Annotated in this window: 26 protein-coding genes; 3 read left to right on the forward strand and 23 right to left on the reverse strand. The window is 70.5% G+C overall.

Annotation, left to right across the window (positions count from 1 at the left end; all coding sequences use genetic code 11):
• Position 1: 1 nt before the first annotated feature.
• Complete coding sequence (locus tag ACFYW3_RS12100) at positions 2-562, forward strand: hypothetical protein (protein WP_351754510.1); 561 nt, start codon at positions 2-4, stop codon at positions 560-562.
• A 78-nt stretch (positions 563-640) separates the two neighbouring features.
• Here ACFYW3_RS12100 and ACFYW3_RS12105 read toward each other — a convergent pair whose 3' ends face one another.
• The 8 genes from ACFYW3_RS12105 to ACFYW3_RS12140 form a co-directional block, all read right to left on the reverse strand.
• Entirely contained in the window at positions 641-820 is a 180-nt protein-coding gene (locus ACFYW3_RS12105) for a hypothetical protein (RefSeq protein ID WP_351754512.1), read from the reverse strand.
• A 120-nt stretch (positions 821-940) separates the two neighbouring features.
• Entirely contained in the window at positions 941-1,516 is a 576-nt protein-coding gene (gene tsaE, locus ACFYW3_RS12110) for a tRNA (adenosine(37)-N6)-threonylcarbamoyltransferase complex ATPase subunit type 1 TsaE (RefSeq protein WP_389386188.1), read from the reverse strand.
• On the reverse strand, positions 1,473-2,612 hold the full coding sequence (locus ACFYW3_RS12115; protein ID WP_389386271.1) for an alpha/beta hydrolase: 1,140 nt from the start codon (positions 2,610-2,612) through the stop codon (positions 1,473-1,475). Before ACFYW3_RS12115 ends, tsaE begins: the two co-directional genes overlap by 44 nt.
• 68 nt (positions 2,613-2,680) lie before the next feature.
• Positions 2,681-3,817, reverse strand: coding sequence for an alanine racemase (gene alr / locus ACFYW3_RS12120; RefSeq protein ID WP_351754516.1), 1,137 nt, complete (start codon positions 3,815-3,817; stop codon positions 2,681-2,683).
• Between the two features lie 71 nt (positions 3,818-3,888).
• Positions 3,889-5,301, reverse strand: a complete 1,413-nt coding sequence (locus ACFYW3_RS12125) for an NAD(P)H-hydrate dehydratase (protein ID WP_389386189.1) — start codon at positions 5,299-5,301, stop codon at positions 3,889-3,891.
• A 126-nt stretch (positions 5,302-5,427) separates the two neighbouring features.
• A complete protein-coding gene (locus ACFYW3_RS12130; RefSeq protein ID WP_267796309.1) occupies positions 5,428-5,796 on the reverse strand; it encodes a holo-ACP synthase in 369 nt (122 codons plus the stop codon).
• Between the two features lie 75 nt (positions 5,797-5,871).
• A complete protein-coding gene (gene glmS / locus ACFYW3_RS12135; RefSeq protein WP_351754522.1) occupies positions 5,872-7,719 on the reverse strand; it encodes a glutamine--fructose-6-phosphate transaminase (isomerizing) in 1,848 nt (615 codons plus the stop codon).
• A 109-nt stretch (positions 7,720-7,828) separates the two neighbouring features.
• A complete protein-coding gene (locus tag ACFYW3_RS12140) occupies positions 7,829-8,584 on the reverse strand; it encodes a hypothetical protein (protein ID WP_351754525.1) in 756 nt (251 codons plus the stop codon).
• Positions 8,585-8,862: 278 nt separating this feature from the next.
• Here ACFYW3_RS12140 and coaA point away from each other — a divergent pair, with 278 nt between their 5' ends.
• Complete coding sequence (coaA, locus tag ACFYW3_RS12145) at positions 8,863-9,882, forward strand: type I pantothenate kinase (protein WP_351380144.1); 1,020 nt, start codon at positions 8,863-8,865, stop codon at positions 9,880-9,882.
• A 29-nt stretch (positions 9,883-9,911) separates the two neighbouring features.
• Positions 9,912-10,859, forward strand: a complete 948-nt coding sequence (locus tag ACFYW3_RS12150) for a DUF389 domain-containing protein (RefSeq protein ID WP_351754528.1) — start codon at positions 9,912-9,914, stop codon at positions 10,857-10,859.
• 13 nt (positions 10,860-10,872) lie between these two features.
• Here ACFYW3_RS12150 and glmM read toward each other — a convergent pair whose 3' ends face one another.
• The 15 genes from glmM to secY all read right to left on the reverse strand — a co-directional run bounded on the left by glmM (position 10,873) and on the right by secY (position 24,001).
• On the reverse strand, positions 10,873-12,231 hold the full coding sequence (gene glmM, locus ACFYW3_RS12155; protein ID WP_351754530.1) for a phosphoglucosamine mutase: 1,359 nt from the start codon (positions 12,229-12,231) through the stop codon (positions 10,873-10,875).
• Positions 12,232-12,366: 135 nt separating this feature from the next.
• Entirely contained in the window at positions 12,367-12,888 is a 522-nt protein-coding gene (rpsI, locus tag ACFYW3_RS12160) for a 30S ribosomal protein S9 (RefSeq protein WP_053682604.1), read from the reverse strand.
• Positions 12,889-12,930: 42 nt separating this feature from the next.
• Entirely contained in the window at positions 12,931-13,374 is a 444-nt protein-coding gene (gene rplM, locus ACFYW3_RS12165; RefSeq protein ID WP_030230678.1) for a 50S ribosomal protein L13, read from the reverse strand.
• 233 nt (positions 13,375-13,607) lie between these two features.
• Entirely contained in the window at positions 13,608-14,879 is a 1,272-nt protein-coding gene (locus tag ACFYW3_RS12170) for a glycosyltransferase family 87 protein (RefSeq protein WP_351754532.1), read from the reverse strand.
• Positions 14,880-15,141: 262 nt separating this feature from the next.
• Positions 15,142-16,770, reverse strand: coding sequence for an ABC-F family ATP-binding cassette domain-containing protein (locus ACFYW3_RS12175; RefSeq protein ID WP_053682605.1), 1,629 nt, complete (start codon positions 16,768-16,770; stop codon positions 15,142-15,144).
• Between the two features lie 44 nt (positions 16,771-16,814).
• Positions 16,815-17,666, reverse strand: a complete 852-nt coding sequence (truA, locus tag ACFYW3_RS12180) for a tRNA pseudouridine(38-40) synthase TruA (protein ID WP_351754535.1) — start codon at positions 17,664-17,666, stop codon at positions 16,815-16,817.
• A 112-nt stretch (positions 17,667-17,778) separates the two neighbouring features.
• Positions 17,779-18,261 carry a 50S ribosomal protein L17 gene (rplQ, locus tag ACFYW3_RS12185; protein WP_351754538.1) on the reverse strand — a complete coding sequence of 161 codons (483 nt, stop codon included), beginning with the start codon at positions 18,259-18,261 and terminating at the stop codon, positions 17,779-17,781.
• 98 nt (positions 18,262-18,359) lie between these two features.
• Positions 18,360-19,382, reverse strand: coding sequence for a DNA-directed RNA polymerase subunit alpha (locus tag ACFYW3_RS12190; protein ID WP_008739666.1), 1,023 nt, complete (start codon positions 19,380-19,382; stop codon positions 18,360-18,362).
• Between the two features lie 137 nt (positions 19,383-19,519).
• A complete protein-coding gene (gene rpsK, locus ACFYW3_RS12195) occupies positions 19,520-19,924 on the reverse strand; it encodes a 30S ribosomal protein S11 (RefSeq protein ID WP_053682608.1) in 405 nt (134 codons plus the stop codon).
• A 54-nt stretch (positions 19,925-19,978) separates the two neighbouring features.
• A complete protein-coding gene (rpsM, locus tag ACFYW3_RS12200; protein ID WP_254387356.1) occupies positions 19,979-20,359 on the reverse strand; it encodes a 30S ribosomal protein S13 in 381 nt (126 codons plus the stop codon).
• A 200-nt stretch (positions 20,360-20,559) separates the two neighbouring features.
• Complete coding sequence (gene rpmJ / locus ACFYW3_RS12205; protein WP_003956441.1) at positions 20,560-20,673, reverse strand: 50S ribosomal protein L36; 114 nt, start codon at positions 20,671-20,673, stop codon at positions 20,560-20,562.
• A gap of 73 nt (positions 20,674-20,746) precedes the next feature.
• Positions 20,747-20,968 carry a translation initiation factor IF-1 gene (gene infA / locus ACFYW3_RS12210; RefSeq protein ID WP_003956442.1) on the reverse strand — a complete coding sequence of 74 codons (222 nt, stop codon included), beginning with the start codon at positions 20,966-20,968 and terminating at the stop codon, positions 20,747-20,749.
• Positions 20,969-21,111: 143 nt separating this feature from the next.
• On the reverse strand, positions 21,112-21,948 hold the full coding sequence (gene map, locus ACFYW3_RS12215; RefSeq protein WP_053682610.1) for a type I methionyl aminopeptidase: 837 nt from the start codon (positions 21,946-21,948) through the stop codon (positions 21,112-21,114).
• 92 nt (positions 21,949-22,040) lie between these two features.
• A complete protein-coding gene (locus ACFYW3_RS12220; protein WP_053682611.1) occupies positions 22,041-22,688 on the reverse strand; it encodes an adenylate kinase in 648 nt (215 codons plus the stop codon).
• On the reverse strand, positions 22,688-24,001 hold the full coding sequence (secY, locus tag ACFYW3_RS12225) for a preprotein translocase subunit SecY (RefSeq protein ID WP_351754545.1): 1,314 nt from the start codon (positions 23,999-24,001) through the stop codon (positions 22,688-22,690). The genes ACFYW3_RS12220 and secY overlap by 1 nt, the downstream gene beginning before the upstream one ends.
• Positions 24,002-24,100: the final 99 nt, after the last annotated feature.

Here is a 24,100-nt window from a genome sequence, read left to right on the forward strand (position 1 = left end):
GGTGGCACGCAGCAGCTCGGGAATCGTGGCCGGGCTCACCGTGGCGGCGCTCGCCGCCGTCGGCTTCCTCGGCTACCAGGCCTCCGCGACGGCGCCCGCGCACCCCGTGAAGGCCTCCCCGCAGGCACCGGCGTCCGGCGCTCCGAGCCAGTCCCCCGCCAAGCAGGACCCGGCGAAGACCACCGCCGTGCCGGAGGGCTCGGGCACGGGCGAGCGCGTCGTGTACTCGGTGTCCGGGAAGCGGGTCTGGCTGGTGGCCGCGGACGGCCGCGCGGCGAAGACCTTCGCGGTGACGCCGAGCACGGTGCACCCGGCGGCGGGCACCTACGTCGTCGGTTCCCGCGCGGGCGCGGTGCCCGGCTCGGACGGGGCGCCGATCGAGCACGTGGTGCGGTTCGCGAGCGTGGACGGCGTCTCGGTCGGGTTCAGCGCCCGGGTGGACGGCAAGACCCCGGCGCCTGACCCGGCCAAGAAGACGGGCGGCATCCGCATGTCGCGGCTCGACGGTGACGCGATGTGGACGTTCGCGACGATCAACTCGAAGGTCGTCGTCGTTCCCTGACGCGGGACCCGCGTTCCCGACCGGGACCGCGTTCCCGGACCCGCGCGCGGGTCCGCCCGTTTCACCCGTACGTGGGAATCAGGCCGCTTCGGACTCCGGAGCGGCCTGTTCCGTGTTCACGGGCGCCTGGGAGGTCGGTTCCCACGCGGGCGGCGTCGAGACGGCTCTGGCGGCCGCGCACGAGGCGAGCAGGGCCCGCATGGACACGACCGTGCGGGCGGTTCGCTCCGCTCCCGCTGCTGCTCCTGCTGCCGACATGGATGCCTCCTGGACGGGCCCGGGACGCCGCACTTAGGTACACCTAACCAGCGCTCGCTACCATGTCACCACGAGCGCACCCACCTGCGCAACGCTTTCCCGACGAGTTGTCGGTACCTTTTACCGCGCGGCCCGATCCACCCGCCCGGTCACCTCGGCGAGCCCCGCGAGCCCGGCGTCCGCCCAGCGCGATCCGATGCCGCGCACCGTGACCTGGCGTACGTCGTCCAGGACCTCCTCGTGCCCCACCGCCCGGGCGATCACCACGTGCAGCCGGTCGTCGGACAGCTCCTCGACCTTCCCGTCGCCCCACTCCACGACGACCACGGACTCGGGCAGCGAGACGTCGAGGTCCAGGTCCTCCATCTCGTCCAGGCCGCCGCCGAGCCGGTACGCGTCCACGTGCACCAGCGCCGGGCCGCCGACCAGCGACGGGTGCACCCGGGCGATCACGAAGGTGGGCGAGGTCACGGCCCCGCGCACGCCGAGGCCCTCGCCCAGGCCCCGGGTGAGGGTGGTCTTGCCGGCGCCGAGTTCGCCGGTCAGCAGGACCAGGTCGCCGGGGCGCAGCAGGGCGGCGACGCGACGGCCCAGTTCCTGCATGGATTCGGGCGAGTCGACGGTGATCAGGGTCTCGGTGGCGGCGCCGGCCTCAAGAGCCTGGCCGCGCCGCGCTTCCCACGATGCTTCTTCCATGCCCGCCAACGTTAGCGGCTTCGGATCCGCTGTCCGGCACGGCTCCGGTGCGGGCCAGCAGCCCGGTCAGCAGCCCGGTCACGATCTCCGGGCGCTCCAGCATCATCAGGTGCCCGGTGTTCTCCAGGACCACCAGTTCGGCGGCCGGCAGGGCCTCCTTCATGGCGACGCTGTGCTCCGGAGGGGTGATCATGTCCCGGTCGCCCGCGATCACGGTGACGGGGATCCCGGCGAACCGCTGGAGCGCGGCGGTCTTGTCGTGGATCTGGAACGCCGGATAGAACTCGGCGACCACGTCGATCGGCGTCGCCTCGATCAACCGCTCGGCGAACCGCGCGACGCCCGGGTCCACGTCCCGCGAACCGAACGAGTACTGCTTGATCATGCCCGCGAAGAGGTCCGCGGTCGCGCGCCGGCCCCGCTCCACCAGCTCCACCTGCGAGCCGAGCACCTTGAGCACCCCGGGCAGCAGCCGGCGTACCGCGCCCATCCCGACCGCGGGCAGCCCGTAGGTCACCTCGCCGAGCAGACCGCTGGAGGTGCCGACCAGCGCCACCCCGAGCACGCGGTCGCGCACCAGCTCCGGGAACTGCTCCGCCAGCGCCATGATGGTCATGCCGCCCATGGAGTGCCCGACCAGCACCAGCGGCCCCTCGGGGGCGGCGGCGTCGAGGACGGCCTTGAGGTCGCGGCCGAGCTGGTCGATGGTGACGGGTTCGCCGGCGGCCTGGGCGAGGCCGCGCATGCTGCGGCCGTGGCTGCGCTGGTCCCAGTACACGGCGCGGACCACCCCGCGCAGGGCGGCCCGCTGGAAGTGCCAGGAGTCCTGGCCCAGGCAGTAGCCGTGGCAGAAGACGACGGTGACCGCCGGCGGGGTCCTGCGGCGCGGCCGGCGCCGCTTGCCCGGGTCCTCCGCGGGCGGCTCGTCCACCTCGTAGTACAGCTCGGTGCCGTCCTCGGCCCGGGCGGTCCCCTGGGTGCCGCGCAGGGAGCCGTAGTCCCCGGCGGCGTCGAGGGCCAGCCGGGCCTTCATCCGGATGCCGCGGCCCACCGTGATCCGTTCGACGGCGACACCGGCCGCCGCGCCGGCGGCCATCACACCGATCGCGGCTCCGGCCCAGCCGGCCTTGCGCCAGTTCTCGCTCACGCCGTCGCCGTCCTCACTCAGCCGTTGCGGTACACCCGGGGCACGCGCCCCCCGATACGGGTGACGATCTCATACGCGATCGTGTGCGCCGCTTGAGCCCAGTCCTCCGCGGTGGGTTCGCCGAGGTCACCGGGGCCGAAGAGGATCGCCGGATCGCCGGCCGCGACATCGGCGTCGCCGATGTCGACGACGAACTGGTCCATGGCCACCCGCCCGGCCACCCGCCGGATCTCGCCGCCCACCAGGACGGGGCCCGAGCCGGAGGCGTGGCGCGGGATCCCGTCGGCGTAACCCGTGGGGATCAGGGCCAGTCGGGTCTCCCGGTCCGTCACGTAGTGGTGCCCGTAGCTGACTCCGTGGCCGGCGGGGACGCTCTTCACGAGCGCGACGGACGCCTTCAGGGACATCGCGGGCCGCAGCCCCAGTTGGGCCGGGGTGCCCAACTCGGGCGCCGGCGACACGCCGTACACGGCGATCCCGCAGCGCACCAGGTCGAAGTGGGTCTCCGGCAGCGTGAGCGTGGCCGGCGAGTTGGCGATGTGCCGCACCTCGGGCTCGACGCCCTCCTTCTCGGCGTACGCGAGCATGTCGCGGAACGCGGCGAGCTGGAGCGCGATCGAGGGGTGTCCGGGCTCGTCGGCGCAGGCGAGGTGCGACCAGACGCCGGTGACGTCGACGGTCCCCTCCGCCTGCGCGGCGACGGCTGCGCCGACCAGTTCGGCCCAGTCGGCGGGCTGGCAGCCGTTGCGCCCGAGCCCCGTGTCGGCCTTGAGCTGGATCCGCGCGGGGCGCCCGGCGGCGCGCGCGGCCTCCCGTACCTCCTCCAGCGCCCACATACCGCTGACCGCGACGTCCAGGTCGGCCTCGACGGCCTCCCGCCAGGGCCCGCCGGGCGTCCACAGCCAGCACAGGATGCGCGCCTCGATGCCGGCCGCGCGCAGCGCGAGCGCCTCCTCGGGCGTGGCGGTCCCGAGCCAGGTCGCCCCGGCCTCCAGGGCCGCGCGGGCGCAGGGCACGGCCCCGTGCCCGTAGCCGTCCGACTTGACGACGGCCATCAGCGCGGCCCGGGGCGCCCGCTCGCGCAGCGCGCGCACGTTGCTCCGCACGGCGGCAAGGTCGATCTCGGCGTAGGCGCGCGTCGGTGTCTCGTTCATCCCGCACAGTCTCTCAGAACCCCCCGGGGGCCTCCGCTCCCCCGCGTGTCGGGGGCCGAACGGGTGCGGGGTCAGCCGGACCGGACGTCCCGCCAGGCCCTCGGCACCGCGTCCGCCACCTGCTGCGCGAGGACCGGCGCCCCGTCGGAGGCGAAGCGGCCGGCGAGTCCGTGCAGGTACGCCGCCACGGCCCCGGCGTCCGCCCCGGACAGCCCCGCCGCCAGCAGCGACCCCGCCACCCCGGACAGCACGTCCCCACTGCCCGCGGTCGCCAGCCACGGCGTCCCCGTCGGGTTCACCCGGACGACCGGATCGCCGTCGGAGGCGACCAGCGTCGTGGAGCCCTTCAGCAGGGCCGAGGCGCCGTAGCGGCGTGCCAGCGCGCGCACCGCCGCCAGCCGCCCCGCCTCCACCTCCTCCCGTGACACGCCCAGCAGCGCCGCGGCCTCCCCCGCGTGCGGGGTCAGCAGGGTCGCCGCGGACCGCCCGCGCAGCACCTCGGGGTCCAGGCCGCGCAGCCCGTCGGCGTCGACCAGTACCGGTACGTCGGACCGCGCCAGCACGTCCGCGACCTCGTCGGCCCGCGCGTCCCCCAGCCCCGGCCCGACCACCCACGCCTGCACCCGGCCCGGCCCGATCAGGGTCTCCGGGTACCGGGCGAGCACCGCGTCCGCCGCCGGGCCCACGTACCGCACCGCGCCCGCGCCGCCCCGCAGCGCGCCGGCCACGGCCAGCACCGCCGCGCCCGGGTAGCGCGCGGAGCCGGCGACGATGCCCACGACACCGCGCCGGTACTTGTCGCTCTCGGCCGTCGGCTCGGGCAGCAGCCGGGCCACGTCGGCGTGTTGCAGGGCCTCCAGCTCCGGGGCGGGCAGCGCGAGCCCGATGTCCACCGGCCGCACCACCCCGGCCAGCTCGGCCCCCGGGTCGATGAGCAGGCCGGGCTTGTGCGCCCCGAACGTGACCGTCACGTCGGCTCGTACGGCCGGCCCCGCCACCTCCCCGGTGTCCGCGTCCACCCCGCTCGGCAGGTCCACGGCGACCACCACCGCGCCCGTCGGGATCCGTTCCACCAGCGCGGCGGCCGCCGGTCGCAGGCCGCCCCGCCCGCCGATCCCGACGAGCCCGTCCACGACCAGGTCGGCGCGCTCCGGGACGTCCGACGCCATGCGGCCCCCCGCGGCCAGCAGCGCGGCGCGCCCGCCCGGGTGCACCCGGGCGGGGTCCATCGGCACCGCCGTCACCCCGGCGCCGCGCCGGGCCAGCCGCGCGCCGGCGTACAGGGCGTCTCCGCCGTTGTCACCGGGGCCGACCAGGAGCACGACCCGCGCCCCGTAGACCCTGCCCCGACGCCGGGTCAGCAGGCCCGCGCACACGGCGGCGAGTCCGGCCGCCGCCCGCAGCATCAGGGCGCCCTGCGGCAACCCGGCCATCAGCTCGCGCTCGGCGGCCCGTACGGTCTCCACGCTGTAAGCAGTACGCATGGCACCAGCCTGCCCGAAAACCCGGCCCGGGCCCCGGCTCCCGAGCCCGTCAGGAGCCGGAAGAGCCCCGTGCGAGCCGCTGGAGCCGCGAGAGCCGCGAGAGCCGCGAGAGCCGCGAGAGCCGGCCTACCCCTCGGCGATCACCACGGCCGACGCCACGCCGGCGTCGTGGCTGAGCGAGATGTGCCAGGACTTCACCCCGAGGGCCAGCGCCCGGGCCTCGACGGTCCCGGACACCCGCAGCCGGGGCTGCCCCGTCTCCTCCACGTACACCTCGGCGTCGGTCCACAGCAGTCCGCCGGGCGCGCCGAGCGCCTTGGCCAACGCCTCCTTGGCCGCGAACCGGGCGGCGAGCGAGGCGGTGCCGCGCCGCTCGCCACTCGGCAGCGTCAACTCGGCGTCGAGGAAGAGCCGTCGGGCCAGGTTCGGCGTCCGCTCCAGCGCGGCGCCGAACCGCTCGATCTCGGCAACGTCAATGCCCACACCGACAATCACGACGCACACCACTCCCACGCAGCCCGTGTTCCCCCGTCACCACCGCGGCGACGGATCGGCGCCCGCGGGCTTGGCTCACTCCACGGTCACCGACTTGGCGAGGTTACGCGGCTGGTCCACCTCGTTGCCCCGCGCCGTCGCCAGCTCGCACGCGAACACCTGCAACGGAACGGTCGCCACGAGCGGTTGGAGCAGGGTCGGGGTCGCCGGGATCCGGATCAGGTGGTCGGCGTACGGGACCACCGCCTCGTCGCCCTCCTCCGCGATGACGATCGTCCGCGCACCGCGCGCCCTGATCTCCTGGATGTTCGACACGATCTTGTCGTGCAGCACGGAACGCCCGCGCGGCGACGGCACGACGACGACCACCGGCAGGTCCTGCTCGATCAGTGCGATCGGCCCGTGCTTCAGCTCGCCCGCCGCGAAGCCCTCGGCGTGCATGTACGCCAGTTCCTTGAGCTTGAGCGCGCCTTCCAGTGCCACCGGGTAGCCCACGTGCCGGCCGAGGAAGAGCACGGTGTTCTTGTCGGCGAGCGAGCGCGCGAGCTGCCGTACCGGCTCCATCGTCTCCAGGACGGTGTCCACGGCCGCCGCGATGTCCGACAGCTCCCGGATCACGGACTCGATCTCGTCGCCCCACTTGGTGCCCCGCACCTGCCCGAGGTACAGCGCCACCAGGTAACAGGCCACCAACTGCGTGAGGAACGCCTTGGTCGAGGCGACGGCCACCTCCGGGCCGGCGTGCGTGTACAGCACGGCGTCCGATTCGCGCGGGATCGTGGAGCCGTTCGTGTTGCAGACGGCGAGCACCTTGGCGCCCTGCTCGCGCGCGTGGCGCAGCGCCATCAGGGTGTCCATGGTCTCGCCCGACTGCGAGATCGCGATCACCAGCGTCCGCTGGTCGAGGATCGGGTCGCGGTAGCGGAACTCGCTGGCCAGTTCGGTCTCGCACGGGATGCGGGTCCAGTGCTCGATGGCCAGCTTCGCGATCATGCCCGCGTGGTACGCCGTACCGCAGGCCACGATCACGACCTTGTCCACCTCGCGCAGCACGGACGGCGGGATGCGCACCTCGTCGAGGGTCAGCAGGCCGCTCGCGTCGATGCGGCCCAGGAGGGTGTCGGCGACGGCCTTCGGCTGCTCGGCGATCTCCTTGAGCATGAAGTAGTCGTACCCTCCCTTCTCGGCCGCCGAGGCGTCCCAGTCCACGTGGTACGCCCGCACGGACGCGACCGAGCCGTCGAAGTTGGTCACCGTGACCCCGTCGCGGCGCAGTTCGACGACCTGGTCCTGGCCCAGCTCGATCGCGGACCGGGTGTGGGCGATGAAGGCGGCCACGTCCGAGGCCAGGAAGTTCTCGTTCTCCCCGACGCCCACCACCAGCGGCGAGTTGCGGCGCGCCCCGACCACCACGTCCGGTTGGTCGGCGTGCACCGCGACCAGCGTGAACGCCCCCTGGAGGAGCCGGCACACCTGACGCATCGACTCGGTGAGGTCCCCGCAGACCTCGAACCGCTCCGCCAGCAGGTGGGCGACCACCTCGGTGTCCGTCTCGGACTCCAGGCGGTGCCCGCGCCCGGCCAGGTCGGCGCGCAGCTCGGCGAAGTTCTCGATGATCCCGTTGTGCACCACGGCCACGCGGCCCGCGTTGTCGAGATGCGGGTGCGCGTTGACGTCGGTGGGCCCGCCGTGGGTCGCCCACCGCGTGTGCCCCAGGCCCGTGGACCCGGCCGGCAGCGGGTGCCCGACCAGTTCCTTCTCCAGGTTGACGAGCTTCCCGGCCTTCTTCGCGGAGAAGAGTTCCCCGTCCGCGAGCACGGCGACGCCCGCCGAGTCGTAGCCGCGGTATTCCAGTCGCTTGAGTCCGGCGATGACCACATCGAGCGCAGATTGCGCTCCTACGTAACCCACAATTCCGCACATAGGCGGCAGGGTACGCCGTGGTCGGCCTCCTGCCCGGTACCTGAACAGGACGAAAAAAGACCGCCCCGGCGGACACGCCGGGGCGGTGGGGGCGGCTGTGCCGCAGGGGTCAGCCGAGCTTCTTGACCTGCGCGTCGACGACGGCCTTCGGCTGCACGGAGTCACCGGCCAGGTTCAGCGCCCAGAACGTCGCGAGGACGTTGCCCTTGCGCACGACGACCGTGTGCGTCTTCTTCTTCTGGCCGTCGCCCATGTCCATCGCGCTGGAGAACCCGACGGCCTCGTCACCGGAGGTCGTCGGCTCGGACGCGACGTTCCCGATCGGGGTGCTCTTCTCGCCCTTCTGAGTGACGGCGAACCCGCCGGCGCAGGCCGTGATCGCGGTCTTGACGGAGGCGAACGCGTCCTCGGCGCCCTTGCCGTCGTAGGAGGAGAGGGTCACCGAGGTCGCCGTCGACTTCAGGGCGCCCATGGCCGCCTCCAGCTTCTCGTCCACGCTCGCGCCCTCGGCCGCCGGCTTGGGCAGCTCGACGGTCATGATCCGGCCCACGCCGGTGGACGGGGCGAGCGGCTGCATGGACTGGGCCTGGGCCAGCACCTTGCACTCGGGCTTGTCGGAGTCGACCGGGCCGGTCTTCTCCTCCTTGAACGGCTCGATCTTGTGCGTGGGCAGCTCGGCCTGCGTGAGCAGGAGCGGCGCCAGCTCGGCGGCCGTCTTCCCCTTGGCGGCGGGAGCGGCCGGCGCGGACGCCTTGCCGTCCGTCTTGGTGTCGGAGGCCTTGTCGGAGCCGCAGGCGGTGGCCAGCAGCGTCAGGGACACGGCGGAAGCGGTCAGGACGGTACGACGGACAAGAGCGGAACGCACGGTGTTTCTCCCCCACAGGCGGTGCACAGAAAAGTCGAAAGGCATGCCGGACGGCTCCGGAAACGCCCAGGTGAGGGGCGCGCATCGGAGCTGCGACGCACATCAAGATAAAGTAAAAGCCGATGACCCGATCGGGATTTTCGGCCATCGGCCCAATCGTGACCCCGGTGATACCGCCGGGGCGTCGAATCGAGACCGGCCGCCGCACGCCCCCGGGCCCTGCCGCACGTGACCGACCACACCACCCACAAGCGGTCCCGAGCCCCGACAATGGCAGGGTGATCACTTCGCCGCCACGAAGCACGCCGGACCGCGCAACGGAGCGCGCCGGCCATCGCCGGGCTCCCGACGCCTCCCCGTACGTCGACCTCACCCGGGCCGAGTGGAGCGCCCTGCGCGAACGGACCCCGCTCCCCCTCACCGCCGAGGAGGTCGAGCGGCTCCGGGGTCTGGGGGACGTGATCGACCTCGACGAGGTCCGGGACGTCTACCTGCCGCTGTCGCGCCTGCTCAACCTGTACGTCGGCGCCACCAACAACCTCCGCGGCACCCTGAACACCTTCCTCGGTGACGCGGGCAACGGCCACGGCGCCCAGACGGGCACCCCCTTCGTCATAGGGGTCGCCGGCTCCGTCGCGGTCGGCAAGTCCACGGTCGCCCGCCTCCTGCAGGCCCTCCTGGCCCGCTGGCCCGAGCACCCGCGCGTGGAGCTCGTCACCACGGACGGCTTCCTGTACCCGATGAAGGAACTCCAGCGCCGCGGCCTGACCGCCCGCAAGGGCTTCCCCGAGTCGTACGACCGGCGCGCGCTGACCCGTTTCGTCGCGGACATCAAGGCGGGCAAGGACGAGGTCACCGCCCCCGTCTACTCCCACCTGATCTACGACATCGTCCCGGGCGAGCAACTCGTCGTGCGCCGCCCGGACATCCTGATCGTCGAGGGGCTCAACGTGCTCCAACCGGCCCTGCCGGGCAAGGACGGCCGCACCCGCGTGGGTCTCGCCGACTACTTCGACTTCAGCGTCTACGTGGACGCGCGTCCCGAGGACATCGAGCGCTGGTACCTGGGCCGCTTCCGGAAGTTGCGCGAGACCGCCTTCCAGAACCCCTTCTCCTACTTCCGCAAGTACACGCAGGTCTCCGAGGAAGAGGCCGTGGAGTACGCGCAGACCATGTGGCGGACCATCAACAAGCCCAACCTGCTGGAGAACGTGGCACCCACCCGCGGCCGGGCCACGCTCGTCGTCCGCAAGGGCCCGGACCACAAGGTCCAGAAGTTGAGCCTGCGAAAGCTCTGACCGCACGGCCACAGCACTAGGGTGCGGCCATGCTGCATCTGCGGATGATCATCCCGCCCGAACGCACGGACGCCGTCGTCGACGTCGTGGAGTCCACGGTCGGCACCGCCCACCTCGTCGTCCTGCCCGGCGCCGGCCGTGACCCCCGCGGCGATCTCGTCCTGTGCGACGTCGCCCGGGAGGCCGGTGACGAACTCCTCCAGGAACTCCGCGCCCTGAAGATCGACGAGGACGGCTCGATCGCGGTCGAGAACATCGACCTGTCGCTGTCGAGGCGGGCCGACGCGGCCGAGGAGGAGGCTCCCGGCGAGGGCGCCGACGCCGTGCTGTGGGAGCAACTGACCGAGGCGACCCACGAGGAGTCCACCCTCACCATCACCTACTGCGCCTTCATGATGCTCGCGACGATGATCGCGGCCTGTGGCGTGGTCCTCGACAACGCGATCCTGATCGTGGGCGCGATGGCGGTCGGCCCGGAGTTCGGCCCGCTCGCCGGGGTCTGCACGGCGGTCGTACGCGGCGTCCCCCGGCTCGCCCTGCGCTCGCTGAGCGCGCTGCTGATCGGTTTCGCCCTCGCGATCGTCGCCACCACGGTGTTCACCCTGGGGATGGACTGGATCGGCCAGTTCGACCGGACGATGCTGGACAGCCCCCGGCCGAACACCGGCTTCATCTGGAAGCCGGATCCGCTCTCCTTCGTGGTCTCGCTGCTCGCCGGCGTGGCCGGGGTGCTCTCGCTGACCTCCGCGAAGTCCGGGGCACTGGTCGGCGTGGCGATCTCGGTCACCACCGTCCCGGCGGCCGCGAACGCCGCCGTGGCCCTCGGCTACGGGGAGTTCGCCCAGATGTGGGGCTCCGCGGAGCAGTTGATGGTGAACCTCGGCGGCATCATGCTCGCCGGCATCCTGACCCTGGCCGGGCAGAAACTGCTGTGGCGGACCCAGCGAGGTCGCTGGGTCCGCCACGGGAAGAGCTGAGGCGCCGGTCCGGTCAGCCGAGGGCCGACTTCACCACGTCCGCGAGCCGCCCCGCGACCGCGCGGGCCTGCTCGATGTCGGCGGCCTCCACCATCACCCGTACGAGCGGCTCCGTACCGGACGGACGGAGCAGCACGCGGCCGGTGGTGCCCAGCTCGCGCTCGGCGTCGGTGACCGCCGCCGCCAGCTCGGCCGAGGTGGTGACCCGGGACTTGTCCACGTCCGGGACGTTGATGAGGACCTGCGGCAGCCGCTGCATGACGCCCGCCAGGTCGGCCAGGGACCGGCCGGTGGCGGCGACGCGGGCGGCCAGCATCAGGCCGGTCAGCGTGCCGTCGCCGGTGGTCGCGTGGTCGAGGATGATCACGTGGCCGGACTGCTCGCCGCCCAGCGCGTAGCCGTGCTCCTTCATCGACTCCAGCACGTAGCGGTCGCCGACACCGGTCTGTACGACCTGGATGCCCTCGCCCTCCATGGCCAGCTTGAAGCCGAGGTTCGACATCACGGTGCCGACGACGGTGTTCTCGCGCAGTTGGCCCGCCTCGCGCATGGCCAGCGCCAGCACGGCGAGGATCTGGTCGCCGTCGACCTCTTCGCCGTTGCCGTCCACGGCCAGGCAGCGGTCGGCGTCGCCGTCGTGCGCGATGCCGAAGTCGGCTCCGTGCTCGACGACGGCCTGCTTGAGCAGCCCGAGGTGGGTGGAGCCGCAGCCGTCGTTGATGTTCAGGCCGTTCGGCTCGGCGCCGATCGTGATGATCTCCGCGCCGGCCCGCGTGAACGCCTCGGGCGAGACCCGGGCGGCCGCCCCGTGCGCCTCGTCGAGAACGACCTTGAGGCCTTCGAGACGGTTGGGCAGGACACCGATGAGGTGCGCGACGTACTTGTCGAAGCCCTCGTCGTAGTCGGAGACCCGGCCGACACCGGAGCCGGTGGGCCGGTCCCAGGGAGCGCCGGTGCGGTGCTCCTCGTAGACGGACTCGATCCGGCCCTCCAGGTCGTCGGCCAGCTTGTGGCCGCCGCGCGCGAAGAACTTGATGCCGTTGTCGGGCATCGCGTTGTGGCTGGCGGACAGCATCACGCCGAGGTCGGCGCCCAGCGCACCGGTGAGATACGCCACCGCCGGGGTGGGCAGCACACCGACGCGCAGGACGTCCACGCCCGCGCTCGCGAGGCCGGCGACGACCGCGGCCTCCAGGAACTCACCGGACGCGCGCGGATCGCGGCCGACCACCGCGGTGGCCCGATGACCGGCGAACGTGCCCGCCTCGGCCAGTACGTGTGCGGCCGCCACGGAGAGGCCGAGCGCGAGCTCGGCCGTCAGATCCGCGTTGGCAACGCCCCGTACACCGTCCGTCCCGAAGAGTCGTCCCACTGTTGTCCTCCCGAGTTAACGCTTCGCTTTGTGACCGCTGTGACAAATATGTGCCGCTTGTGGCGGTAAACGAACCGCCCCGGCAGCACGAAGAGTGCTGCCGGGGCGGTTTCGTTGCGGAACAGCAGGCGCAGATTAACGCTTGCTGTACTGCGGAGCCTTACGGGCCTTCTTGAGACCGGCCTTCTTGCGCTCGACCGCACGGTCGTCGCGGGAGAGGAAGCCGGCCTTCTTCAGCGCCGGGCGGTTGTTGTCCACGTCCGCCTCGTTCAGCGCACGGGCCACACCGAGGCGCAGGGCGCCGGCCTGGCCGGAAACGCCGCCACCCGAGATGCGGGCGATGACGTCGTAACGGTTGTCCAGCTCCAGGAGCTTGAACGGCTCGTTGACTTCCTGCTGGTGCACCTTGTTGGGGAAGTAGTCCTCAAGGGTGCGACCGTTGATCTTCCACTTGCCGGTGCCCGGAACGATCCGGACGCGGGCGATGGCGTTCTTGCGACGGCCCAGGCCGGCGGCCGGCTGGGGGTCGCCGAAGCGACCGGCAAGGGACTCGGAGGTGTAGTCGCCCTCGACGACGACCTCGGACTCGCTGGTGTACTCCTCGACGTTGCCCTCGAACTCTTCGACGGGGGTCGTCTCGGCGGTGGTCTCGGCCACGATGCTCCTCAGAATTTTCTACGTCTTAGGGGGTGGCCGGAACTACTGCGCGACCTGGGTGATCTCGAACGGCACCGGCTGCTGGGCAGCGTGGGGGTGCTGGTCGCCCGAGTAGACCTTCAGCTTCGAGAGCATCTGACGGCCCAGGGTGTTCTTGGGGAGCATGCCCTTGATGGCCTTCTCGACGGCCTTCTCCGGGTTGTTCGCCAGGAGGTCGTCGTAGCGCACCGAGCGGAGACCGCCCGGGAAGCCCGAGTGGCGGTACGCCATCTTCTGGGTCGCCTTGTTGCCGGACAGGTGAACCTTGTCGGCGTTGACGATGATGACGAAGTCGCCCATGTCCATGTGGGGGGCGTAGGTCGGCTTGTGCTTACCCCGCAGGAGGGCAGCGGCCTGGGTCGCCAGACGGCCGAGGACAACGTCCTGGGCGTCGATGACGAGCCACTGGCGCGAGATGTCGCCGGGCTTGGGGCTGAACGTACGCACGCGTATGCCTTCGCTTCTTCAGTGGTGGTATCCCAAGGGCGCAAGCCCCACGGGAAGGTCCTGACAGGGTCACCACGGACGATCACGACAGCCCTCGTTCACAACGGGGACGCAACCCGTGTGCGAACTGCTGGTCATCGGTCCGGTGGACCGGCGCAAGGCCCTTTCACGTGAGAATGAGCAAGCCAATACGCAGAACAAACCAGCAGGGTACCCAAGCAGACCCGTACGGGTCAAAACGCGGTCCGCGATGCCGACTCTCTCGGCTTCGCGGCGCACTCCGGTTCGGTCCTGGGTGGGGACCCCGCAGTTGTTACCGGGTCCAGAGTAACCCGACCGGAGGGCCACCCACGACGCGCCAGCACGATCGCGAGCCCGCACAGCGTCATGCAGTCCCGGAACGCCCGCCTCTTGCGGGCCAGCTCGGTGGGCCACGGGACCCCCGCCAACTGCGGCACCAGCGCCGCCCAGAACCAGGGCGAGCGCGGGGTCGAACCGGCCCGGACCCCCGACACCAACAGCAGCGGAAGCACCACCAGGAGGTAGTGGTCGAAGGAGGGCCGCGACACCAGGAATGCGGCGAGCATCACCATGCAGGCCGTCTCGACCAGCCTCAGTTCCCCGTCGTCGGCGTCGTCGGTACGCCGCCAGCGGACCCAGGCCGCCCACAGGCCGCCCGCCGCCCCCGCCGACGCCACCAGCACGGCGACCACCCCCGGCGCCCCCAGCCGCGGCAGCACCGCGATCGGGGAGGCGTCCCACGGCAGGGCGTACTCGTCCTGCCCCTGGAGCAGGAACGGCAGCGTCTTGGTGAAGAACAGCGTCGGACTCGGCATCATCAGCGCCCCCAGCAGCGACAGCGCCACCGGTGTCAGCACCGCCGCGGCCAGCCCCCGCCACTGCCGGGCCACCAGGAACAACACGCCGATCGGCACCAGCATCGGCTTGCAGGCGATCGCCAGACCCACCACCAGCCCCGCCGCCGCCCACGAACGCCGGTGCGCCAGCAGCAGCGCCACCGGCAGGGCGGCCGCCGAGATCGCCGTCCAGTTCCCGATCAGCACCAGGTTCAGGTACGGCTTGTAGGCCAGGGCGAAGAGCCCGAAGCCGCCGATCGCGAACCGCGAGGTCACCGGCACCGCGAACAGCCGCAGCGCGGCCCACCAGCCGACGCCGACGAGCCCCGACATCCCCAGAGGCAGCAGCCAGCGCAGCGCCCACGTGGGCAGCAGCGCCTCCGGCACCGCCATGAGGACCGCGCTCGGCAGGTAGAGGAACCGCTTGTCCTCGTACGGGGACACACCGTTCAGGAGCGCGTCCGCGGCCTTGACCACGAAGGCGTTGTCCGAGCCCCAGTTCTCCCGCAGGCTCGTCGAGACCGCGATCGTCAGCACGATCGCGAGGGAGACCGCCCACAGGGACCGGGGCGCCGGCCGGAGCAGCCAGGCGAGCCGCCCGCCCCCGGGCGCGGGCGCCCCCGCGCCAGGTCGGGAATCCCGCCTCACGAGCCAGATGCCAGGCCGCAGCCGCACGCCGTCTCCCCCTCGAAATCCGCGCCGGGGTGGTCCGCCCCGACGCTTCCGCTCGACCCGCCTCAGCGTTTCCGCCGCTCGACCCGCCTCAGCGCTTCCGCTCGACCCGCCGCTCGTCCCACACGGGCTCCTGAGACCCATCCCTCACCGCCGCCCTCGCACCCTTCGGCCCAGGGGCCTCAGAGGCTTCGGTCGGCCGCGCCGGACTCCGCCCGTCGAAACGCACCGCAGGGTCTCAGCGCTTCCGCTCGACCCGCCGCTCGTCCCACACGGGCTCCTGAGTCTCCCGCACGACACCGTCCGAACCGAAGACCAGATAACGGTCAAATGTGCGAGCGAACCAGCGATCGTGCGTGACGCACAACACAGTGCCGTCGTAGGACTCCAGACCGTCCTGGAGGGCCTCCGCCGACTCCAGGTCGAGGTTGTCCGTCGGCTCGTCCAGCAGCAGCGCCGTGGTGCCGGCCAGTTCCAGCAGCAGGATCTGGAAACGCGCCTGCTGCCCGCCCGAGAGCTTCTCGAAGGGCTGGTCGGCCTGACGCTCCAGCTCGTAGCGGCGCAGGGCGCCCATCGCCGCGCCGAGCGGCTTCGCCGCCTCCGTCCACAGGATGTCGACGAGGGTCCGCCCGAAGAGCTCGGGGTGCGCGTGGGTCTGCGCGAAGTGGCCCGGCAGCACCCGCGCGCCCAGCTTCCAGGTACCGGTGTGCTTGACGTCCTCGCCCGCGAGGAGCCGCAGGAAGTGCGACTTGCCGGAGCCGTTCGAGCCGAGCACCGCGACCCGCTCGCCGTAGAACACCTCCAGCGAGAAGGGCTTCATCAGCCCCGTGAGCTCCAGGTTCTCCACGGTCAGCGCGCGCACGCCCGTACGGCCGCCCTTGAGCCGCATCCGGATGTCCTGCTCGCGCGGCGGCTCCGGCGGCGGACCGGCCTCCTCGAACTTCTGGAAGCGGGTCTGCATCGCCCGGTACCGCGAGGCCATGTCGGGGCTGGAGGCCGCCTGGTTGCGCAGCCGCAGCACCAGGGCCCGCAGCCGGGCGTGCTCCTCGTCCCAGCGCCGCTTGAGCTCCTCGAAGCGCGCGAAGCGCTCCTTGCGGGCCTCGTGGTACGTCCCGAAGCCCGCGCCGTGCACCCACACGTCGCTGCCGGTCGGGCTCGCCTCCAGGCTGATGATCTTCTGGGCGGCCTGGGTGAGCAGTTCCCGGTCGTGGCTGACGAACAGCACCGTCTTGCGCGTCGCCTTCAGCTGCTCCTCCAGCCAGCGCTTGCCGGGGACGTCCAGGTAGTTGTCCGGCTCGTCGAGCAGCAGCACCTCGTCCGGCCCGCGCAGCAGCGCCTCCAGGACCAGCCGCTTCTGCTCACCGCCCGACAGCGTGCGCACCTCGCGGAACTGCGCGCTGTCGTACGGGATCGCCAGCGCGGCCATGGTGCAGACGTCCCACAGGGTCTCCGCCTCGTAGCCCTGGACGTCGGCCCAGTCGCTGAGCGCCTGCGCGTACGCCATCTGCGCGGCCTCGTCGTCCACCGTCAGGATCAGCTGCTCGGCCCGGTCCACGGCCTTGGCGGCCTCCCGCAGCCGCGGCTGCGCCACCGACACCAGCAGGTCGCGCACGGTCGTCTCGTCGCGGACGGAGCCCACGAACTGCGACATCACGCCGAGCCCGCCGCTCACGGTGACCCCGCCGCCGTGCGGCTGGAGGTCCCCGGAGATCAGCTTCAGCAGCGTGGTCTTTCCGGCGCCGTTCGCCCCCACCAGGGACACCACCGAGCCCTCCCCCACCCGGAAGGAGACGTCGGGGAGCAGGACCCGCCCGTCGGGAAGGTAGTACTCCAGGTGGTTGACTTCGAGATGTCCCATGCCGGGCATTCTCCCGGCCGGCGCTCGTGCGCCCAAACCGGTTTACTCCGGGGTCAGCAGCAGCCGGCCCCGGGGAGGGTGCGCAGGTTCCGCGCCTCCTTGCTGCGGGCGGCCAGCAGCTCGTCGGCCGGGTAGCCGACCTCCTCCAGGGTGAGCCCGTGCGGCTTCACCACGTGCACCGAGGAATCCCGTACGGCGGCGGCCAGCACCCTGCCCGGCCAGTCGGTAGGCCGGTGGCCGTCGCCGACGTGCAGCAGGGCCCCCACCAGCGAGCGGACCATGTTGTGGCAGAAGGCGTCGGCCCGGACGGTCGCGGTGACGATCCCGTCCTCGCCGCGCTCCCAGGAGAGCCGCTGGAGCGTGCGGATGGTCGTGGCCCCCTCGCGCTTCTTGCAGTACGCGGCGAAGTCGTGCTCCCCGAGCAGCGGGACGGAGGCCTCGTTCATGGCGTCCACGTCCAGCGGCCACTGGTGCCACAGCACGTGCCCGCGGCGCAGCGGGTCCACGCCGGCCTGGTGGTCGCCGACGCGGTAGGCGTACCGGCGCCAGATCGCCGAGAACCGGGCGTTGAAGCCCTCGGGGGCCTCGGTGGCCCGCCACACCCGGATGTCGTGCGGCAGCCGCCCGGCGAGCCTGCGCAGCAGCTTGTCGTGGTGCTCGGCCCACACCTCCTCGGCCAGGTCGAACTGGGCGACCTGGCCGCGGGCGTGCACCCCGGCGTCCGTGCGCCCGGCCACGGTCAGCTCGACCGGCTCGGGCAGCCGCATCACGGTCTTCAGGGCCGACTCCAGCTCGCCCTGCACGGTCCGCAGCACGCGCTGCTTCGCCCAGCCGGAGAAGTCCTTGCCGTCGTACGACAGGTCCAGCCGCACCCGGACGTGCCCGGGCTCCACCTCGTCACTCACGTGAGCGATCCTCTCAGAAACACGGAAACCACCGGACAACGCAGAACGGGCCCGCCCCGGAAAGGGGCGGGCCCGTTCAGAGCCGTTCAAGCAAGCGAGATCCCCAGGGGGATCAGGCCTCCTTGGTCTCCTCGGCCGGAGCCTCGGTCTCGGCGGGAGCCTCGGCCTTGGCCTCGGACTCCTTCACGGCGCGCTTGGTGGCGGCCTCGGCCTCACCGGTGGCCTGCTGGGCGACCGTCAGGGCCTCGACCAGCTCGATGACCGCCATCGGGGCGTTGTCGCCACGACGGTTGCCGACCTTGGTGATGCGCGTGTAACCACCGGGGCGGTTCTCGTAGCGCGGGGCGATCTCGGTGAACAGCGTGTGCACGATGCTCTTGTCCGTGATCGTCTGCAGCACCAGGCGACGGTTGTGGATGTCGCCCTTCTTGGCCTTGGTGACCAGACGCTCGGCGTAGGGACGCAGGCGGCGGGCCTTGGCCTCGGTGGTGGTGATGCGGCCGTGCTCGAAGAGCGCCTTCGCGAGGTTCGCGAGGAGGTGCTTCTCGTGCGCGGCGCTGCCGCCCAGACGGGCACCCTTTGCGGGACGCGGCATGGTGATACTCCTTCATATCTGCACCGGCCGTGTCAGGTACCGGTGTCAGTTCCCCCGGGGCGGACGCCCCGGGAAAGTCTCTTGCTGCGAGCCGAGGCTCAGTACTGCTCGGTCTCCACGAAACCGGCGTCCGCGTCGTCGTCGGCGCCGAAGGCGTCGGCGGCGGCGGTCGGGTCGAATCCGGGCGGGCTGTCCTTGAGGGCCAGGCCCATGCCGGCGAGCTTCGCCTTGACCTCGTCGATCGACTTCGCACCGAAGTTGCGGATGTCGAGCAGGTCGGCCTCGGAGCGGGCGACGAGCTCACCCACGGAGTGGATGCCCTCGCGCTTGAGGCAGTTGTAGGAGCGGACCGTGAGCTCCAGCTCCTCGATCGGCAGCGCCAGGTCGGCGGCCAGGGCCGCGTCCGTCGGCGAGGGGCCCATGTCGATGCCCTCGGCGTCGATGTTGAGCTCGCGGGCCAGACCGAACAGCTCGACCAGGGTCTTTCCGGCGGACGCCATGGCGTCACGCGGGCGCATGGCCTGCTTGGTCTCGACGTCGACGATCAGCTTGTCGAAGTCGGTGCGCTGCTCGACTCGGGTCGCCTCGACCTTGTAGGTGACCTTGAGGACCGGGCTGTAGATGGAGTCGATCGGGATGCGACCGATCTCCTGGCCCAGCTGCTTGTTCTGGACGGCGGAGACGTAGCCGCGACCGCGCTCGACGGTCAGCTCCATCTCCAGCTTGCCCTTGCCGTTGAGCGTGGCGAGGACGAGGTCCGGGTTGTGCACCTCGACACCGGCCGGGGGCGCGATGTCGGCAGCGGTGACCAGGCCGGGACCCTGCTTGCGCAGGTACATCACGACCGGCTCGTCGTGCTCCGAGGAGACGACCAGCTGCTTGATGTTGAGGATGATGTCGGTGACGTCTTCCTTGACGCCCGGCACGGTGGTGAACTCGTGCAGGACGCCGTCCACGCGGATGCTGGTGACAGCGGCACCCGGGATGGAGGACAGGAGCGTACGGCGCAGGGAGTTGCCGAGGGTGTAGCCGAAGCCCGGCTCCAGCGGCTCGATCACGAACCGCGAGCGGTACTCGTCGACGACCTCTTCGGTCAGCGAAGGACGCTGAGCGATAAGCATGTGTGTTCCTTCAGTCGTGGACGCCCACTATTTGACGTCCGACGGGCACTACGTACAGCAAGGGTACGGGCGGCACGTCCCCCGCGAGGGGTTCGTACCGCCCGGACACTCAAAGACGCACAGGTGCGTCCGTCGCGTCAGACGCGGCGGCGCTTCGGCGGACGGCAGCCGTTGTGCGGGGTGGGGGTGACGTCCTGGATCGAGCCGACCTCGAGGCCGGTGGCCTGGAGGGAGCGGATCGCGGTCTCGCGGCCGGAGCCCGGACCCTTGACGAAGACGTCAACCTTGCGCATGCCGTGCTCCTGCGCGCGGCGGGCGGCCGACTCGGCGGCCATCTGCGCGGCGAAGGGGGTGGACTTGCGCGAGCCCTTGAAGCCGACGTGGCCGGCGGAGGCCCAGGAGATCACGTTGCCCGAGGGGTCCGTGATCGAGACGATGGTGTTGTTGAACGTGCTCTTGATGTGGGCGTGCCCATGAGCGATGTTCTTCTTTTCCTTGCGGCGCACCTTCTTGGCAGCGCCCTGACGTCCCTTGGGGGGCATCTAAATCTCCTACGGGAGGTGGTCGGTCCTACAGCGCAAGACCGCTGAACAGGACTACTTCTTGCCCGGCTTCTTCTTACCGGCGATCGCGCGACGCGGACCCTTGCGGGTACGAGCGTTCGTGCTGGTGCGCTGACCGTGCACCGGGAGGCCACGACGGTGGCGAACACCCTGGTAGCACTGGATCTCGACCTTGCGGCGGATGTCGGCCTGGATCTCGCGGCGGAGGTCACCCTCGGTGCGGAGGTTGGCGTCCACGTACTCGCGGATCTTGACCAGGTCCTCTTCGGCCAGGTCACGAACGCGGGTGTTGGGGTTCACACCGGTGGCCGCAAGGATTTCCTTGGACCGGGTGCGACCGACACCGAAGACGTAGGTGAGTGCGATCTCCACGCGCTTTTCGCGCGGGATGTCAACACCGGAAACGCGTGCCATTCAATGGCTCCTGTGTGTTCGGGGGTCTTCAGCAGAATCAACCCCGACCGCCGACCACACCTGATGGGTGGTGGTACGTCCGGGTCCCCGGCCCCCGCCGGAGGTGCCGCCGGCCCTGGTCAGGGCTGGGCGGATTCTGCGTGTGTACGTTTTCTTTACGTCGCGCGAAGAACTGCGGAGTGCAGGTCGGTCGGCGTGCGTCAGCCCTGGCGCTGCTTGTGGCGCAGGTTGTCGCAGATGACCATGACCCGACCGTGACGGCGGATCACCTTGCACTTGTCGCAGATCTTCTTGACGCTCGGCTTGACCTTCATTGGGTGAGGTTCTCCGGGTCAGTGCCACCACCCGCGCCAGGACAAGACGCCCAGACGGGAGTGAAGACAAGATCTACTTGTATCGGTAGACGATCCGGCCACGCGTCAGGTCGTACGGAGAGAGCTCCACGACAACCCGGTCATCAGGGAGGATGCGGATGTAGTGCATGCGCATCTTGCCGCTGATGTGCGCGAGGACCTTGTGACCGTTCTGGAGTTCCACCTTGAACATCGCGTTCGGGAGGGACTCGATCACGGTGCCCTCGATTTCGATGGCACCTTGCTTCTTGGCCACGCTTCGCCTTTCGAATCGGCTACCTTGATCGGCGCCGTGCCTCGCCCATGCAGGGCATGGGGATGCACGAGAGCCGACGCATCAGTCTACGTCAGGGCATCCGGAAAGACGAATCCGGAAAGTTTGCCCCACATTGTAGATCATTAACCGAGGGGGTCCGGGGCCGTGGTGACCCCGTACTCCGCCAGTTTCGCCTTGCCGCAGTCGGGGCTGGTCAGCACGATCGGACCCGCCTCGGTCAGGGCGATGGAGTGTTCCCAGTGGGAGGACCAGGTGCCGTCGGTCGTGATGACCGTCCAGTCGTCCGCCAGTACCTCCGTCTGGGGCGTGCCCAGGGAGACCATCGGCTCGATCGCCAGGCAGACGCCCGGGACGAGCTTGATCCCCTTGCCCCGCTTGCGCGAGACGTAGTTCAGCAGGTGGGGGTCCATGTGCATCTCGGACCCGATGCCGTGGCCGCCGTAGTCCTCGATGATCCCGTACTTGCCCGTCGCGGGACGCGGCTGGCGGCGGATGTAGCCCTCGATCGCCTTCGAGATGTCCACGAGACGGTTGCCGAGCTTCATGGCGGCGATGCCGGCCCACATGGACTCCTCGGTCACCCGGGAGAGCTCCAGGAGCTCAGGCGCGTGTCCAGTGCCCACGAAGGCGGTGTACGCGGCGTCGCCGTGCCAGCCGTCGACGATGGCGCCCGCGTCGATCGAGATCACGTCGCCGTCCTTGAGGACGGTCTTGTCGTCCGGGATGCCGTGGACGACGACCTCGTTGACCGAGGTGCAGATCGTCGCCGGGAAGCCGCCGTAGCCGAGGAAGTTCGACTTCGCGCCGGCGTCCGCGATGACCTTGCGGGCCACCATGTCCAGATCCCGCGTCGTGGCGCCCGGCACGGCCGCCTCACGGGTCGCCGCGTGGATGGCCGCGACGACCAGCCCCGCCTCCCGCATCTTGGCGATCTGCTCGGGCGTCTTGAGCTGCACCATGGACGTGCCTTCCACCTTCTGAATCGGGACTTCTCAACAGTACGGCCGCGGCGCCCTGAGGACACCGCGGCCGTACCTGCACAGCAGGGGTACTACTTCTTCAGGGCTTCCATCGCGCGCTTCGTGACGTCCGCGACCTCACCGAGGGCGGGGATGGTCACCAGCAGGCCCTGGGCCTTGTAGTAGTCGATGATCGGCTCGGTCTGCGTGTGGTAGACCTCCAGCCGGTTGCGGACCGTGGCCTCCGAGTCGTCACCGCGCTGGTACAGCTCGCCGCCACAGGTGTCGCAGACGCCCTCGGCCTTGGCCGGGGCGTAGGTCACGTGGAAGACGTGCGCGGAGTCGTTGCGGCAGATCCGGCGACCGGCGATGCGCTTGACGACCTCGTCCTCCTCGACCTCCAGGTCGAGGACGGCGTCCAGCTTCATGCCGGCGGTCCGGAGCATCTCGTCCAGGGCGACGGCCTGCGACACGTTCCGCGGGAAACCGTCGAGCAGGAAGCCGTTCGCGGCGTCCGCCTGCTCCATCCGGTCCTTCGCCATGCCGATGGTGATCTCGTCGGGGACGAGGTCACCGGCGTCCATGAACGCCTTGGCGCGCCGGCCGAGCTCCGTGTTCTGGCTGATGTTGGCGCGGAACAGGTCGCCCGTGGAGATGTGCGGGATCGACAGGTTCTTGGCAAGGAACGCGGCCTGCGTTCCCTTGCCCGCACCGGGGGGTCCGACGAGGACGATTCGCATCAGCGGAGGAACCCTTCGTAATTGCGCTGCTGGAGCTGGCTCTCGATCTGCTTCACGGTTTCCAGACCGACACCCACGATGATCAGGATGCTCGTCCCGCCGAACGGGAAGTTCTGGTTCGCTCCGAAGCCCGCCAACGCCATCGTCGGCACGAGAGCAATGAGACCCAGGTACAGCGACCCCGGCCAGGTGATCCGGTTGAGTACGTAGCTGAGGTACTCGGCGGTGGGTCGGCCGGCGCGGATGCCCGGGATGAAGCCACCATACTTCTTCATGTTGTCGGCGACTTCCTCGGGGTTGAACGAGATCGCCACGTAGAAGAACGCGAAGAAGACGATCAGGAGGAAGTAGACGGCGATGTAGTACGGGTGGTCGCCCTTGACGAAGTGCTTCTGGATCCAGGTGGCCCAGCCGGCGGTGGAACCGCTGAACTGGACGATCAGGGCCGGGATGTACAGCAGCGACGAGGCGAAGATGACCGGGATGACACCGGCCTGGTTCACCTTGAGCGGGATGTACGTCGAGGTGCCGCCGTACGCACGACGACCGATCATGCGCTTCGCGTACTGGACCGGGATGCGGCGCTGCGCCTGCTCGACGAAGACCACGAGGGCCACCATCGCGAGCCCGACCAGGATGACGACGCCGAACTCGACCCAACCGTCGGCGATCTTGCCCTGGAGCTTGATCTGCCAGAGGGCGCCGATGAAGCCGGCGGCGATCGAGATGAACATGAGGATCGACATGCCGTTGCCGATGCCGCGGTCGGTGATCAGCTCACCGAGCCACATGACGACACAGGTACCGGCGGTCATCGTGATGACCATGACGACCATGGTGAAGATCGAGTGATCCGGCACGATCTGACTGCGGAGCTGGCAGGACCCGAAGAGGGCGCCGCTCTTCGCCGTGGCGACGAGGCCGGTGCCCTGGAGGATCGCGAGGGCGACCGTCAGATAACGCGTGTACTGAGTGATCTTCGCCGTGCCGGACTGACCCTCTTTCTTGAGGTTCTCCAGCTTCGGGATGACCACGGTCAGCAGCTGCAGGATGATGCTCGCCGTGATGTACGGCATGATGCCGAGCGCGAAGATCGTGATCTGCAACAGCGCGCCACCACTGAACATGTTGACGAGACCGAACAGGCTGTTGCCGCTTCCGGCCTGGTCCACACAGAACTGAACGTTCTTGTAGTTCACGCCGGGCACCGGGACGTGGGACCCGAGGCGGAACAACACGATGATGGCGAGCGTGAAGAACAGCTTCTTGCGCAGGTCGGGCGTCTTGAACGCCCGGGCGAACGCGGTGAGCACGGTGCCTCCTGCGACCCCCGCGCTACTGCGTCAGAGGTGACGGTCTGAGGGATCGACGAATACGTACAAGCAAAGGTGCAGGCCACCTTACCGGCGACA

It is taken from the genome of Streptomyces sp. NPDC002602, from assembly GCF_042889445.1.
Classification (GTDB): Bacteria; Actinomycetota; Actinomycetes; order Streptomycetales; family Streptomycetaceae; genus Streptomyces.

Excerpts from the sequence above, each read along its gene's own strand:
- map (WP_053682610.1), bottom strand. The coding sequence starts at position 21,948 with ATGGTGCAGCTCAAGACGCCCGAGCAGATCGCCAAGATGCGGGAGGCG.
- rpmJ (WP_003956441.1), bottom strand. The coding sequence starts at position 20,673 with ATGAAGGTCAAGCCGAGCGTCAAGAAGATCTGCGACAAGTGCAAGGTG.
- rpsM (WP_254387356.1), bottom strand. The coding sequence starts at position 20,359 with ATGGCACGCGTTTCCGGTGTTGACATCCCGCGCGAAAAGCGCGTGGAG.
- tsaE (WP_389386188.1), bottom strand. The coding sequence starts at position 1,516 with ATGGAAGAAGCATCGTGGGAAGCGCGGCGCGGCCAGGCTCTTGAGGCC.
- alr (WP_351754516.1), bottom strand. The coding sequence starts at position 3,817 with ATGAACGAGACACCGACGCGCGCCTACGCCGAGATCGACCTTGCCGCC.
- ACFYW3_RS12115 (WP_389386271.1), bottom strand. The coding sequence starts at position 2,612 with ATGGCCGCCGGCGCGGCGGCCGGTGTCGCCGTCGAACGGATCACGGTG.
- ACFYW3_RS12175 (WP_053682605.1), bottom strand. The coding sequence starts at position 16,770 with ATGCCCGGCATGGGACATCTCGAAGTCAACCACCTGGAGTACTACCTT.
- ACFYW3_RS12220 (WP_053682611.1), bottom strand. The coding sequence starts at position 22,688 with ATGCGAATCGTCCTCGTCGGACCCCCCGGTGCGGGCAAGGGAACGCAG.
- ACFYW3_RS12105 (WP_351754512.1), bottom strand. The coding sequence starts at position 820 with ATGTCGGCAGCAGGAGCAGCAGCGGGAGCGGAGCGAACCGCCCGCACG.
- rpsK (WP_053682608.1), bottom strand. The coding sequence starts at position 19,924 with ATGCCCCCCAAGGGACGTCAGGGCGCTGCCAAGAAGGTGCGCCGCAAG.
- ACFYW3_RS12150 (WP_351754528.1), top strand. The coding sequence starts at position 9,912 with ATGCTGCATCTGCGGATGATCATCCCGCCCGAACGCACGGACGCCGTC.
- glmS (WP_351754522.1), bottom strand. The coding sequence starts at position 7,719 with ATGTGCGGAATTGTGGGTTACGTAGGAGCGCAATCTGCGCTCGATGTG.
- ACFYW3_RS12190 (WP_008739666.1), bottom strand. The coding sequence starts at position 19,382 with ATGCTTATCGCTCAGCGTCCTTCGCTGACCGAAGAGGTCGTCGACGAG.
- rplQ (WP_351754538.1), bottom strand. The coding sequence starts at position 18,261 with ATGCCGCGTCCCGCAAAGGGTGCCCGTCTGGGCGGCAGCGCCGCGCAC.
- ACFYW3_RS12125 (WP_389386189.1), bottom strand. The coding sequence starts at position 5,301 with ATGCGTACTGCTTACAGCGTGGAGACCGTACGGGCCGCCGAGCGCGAG.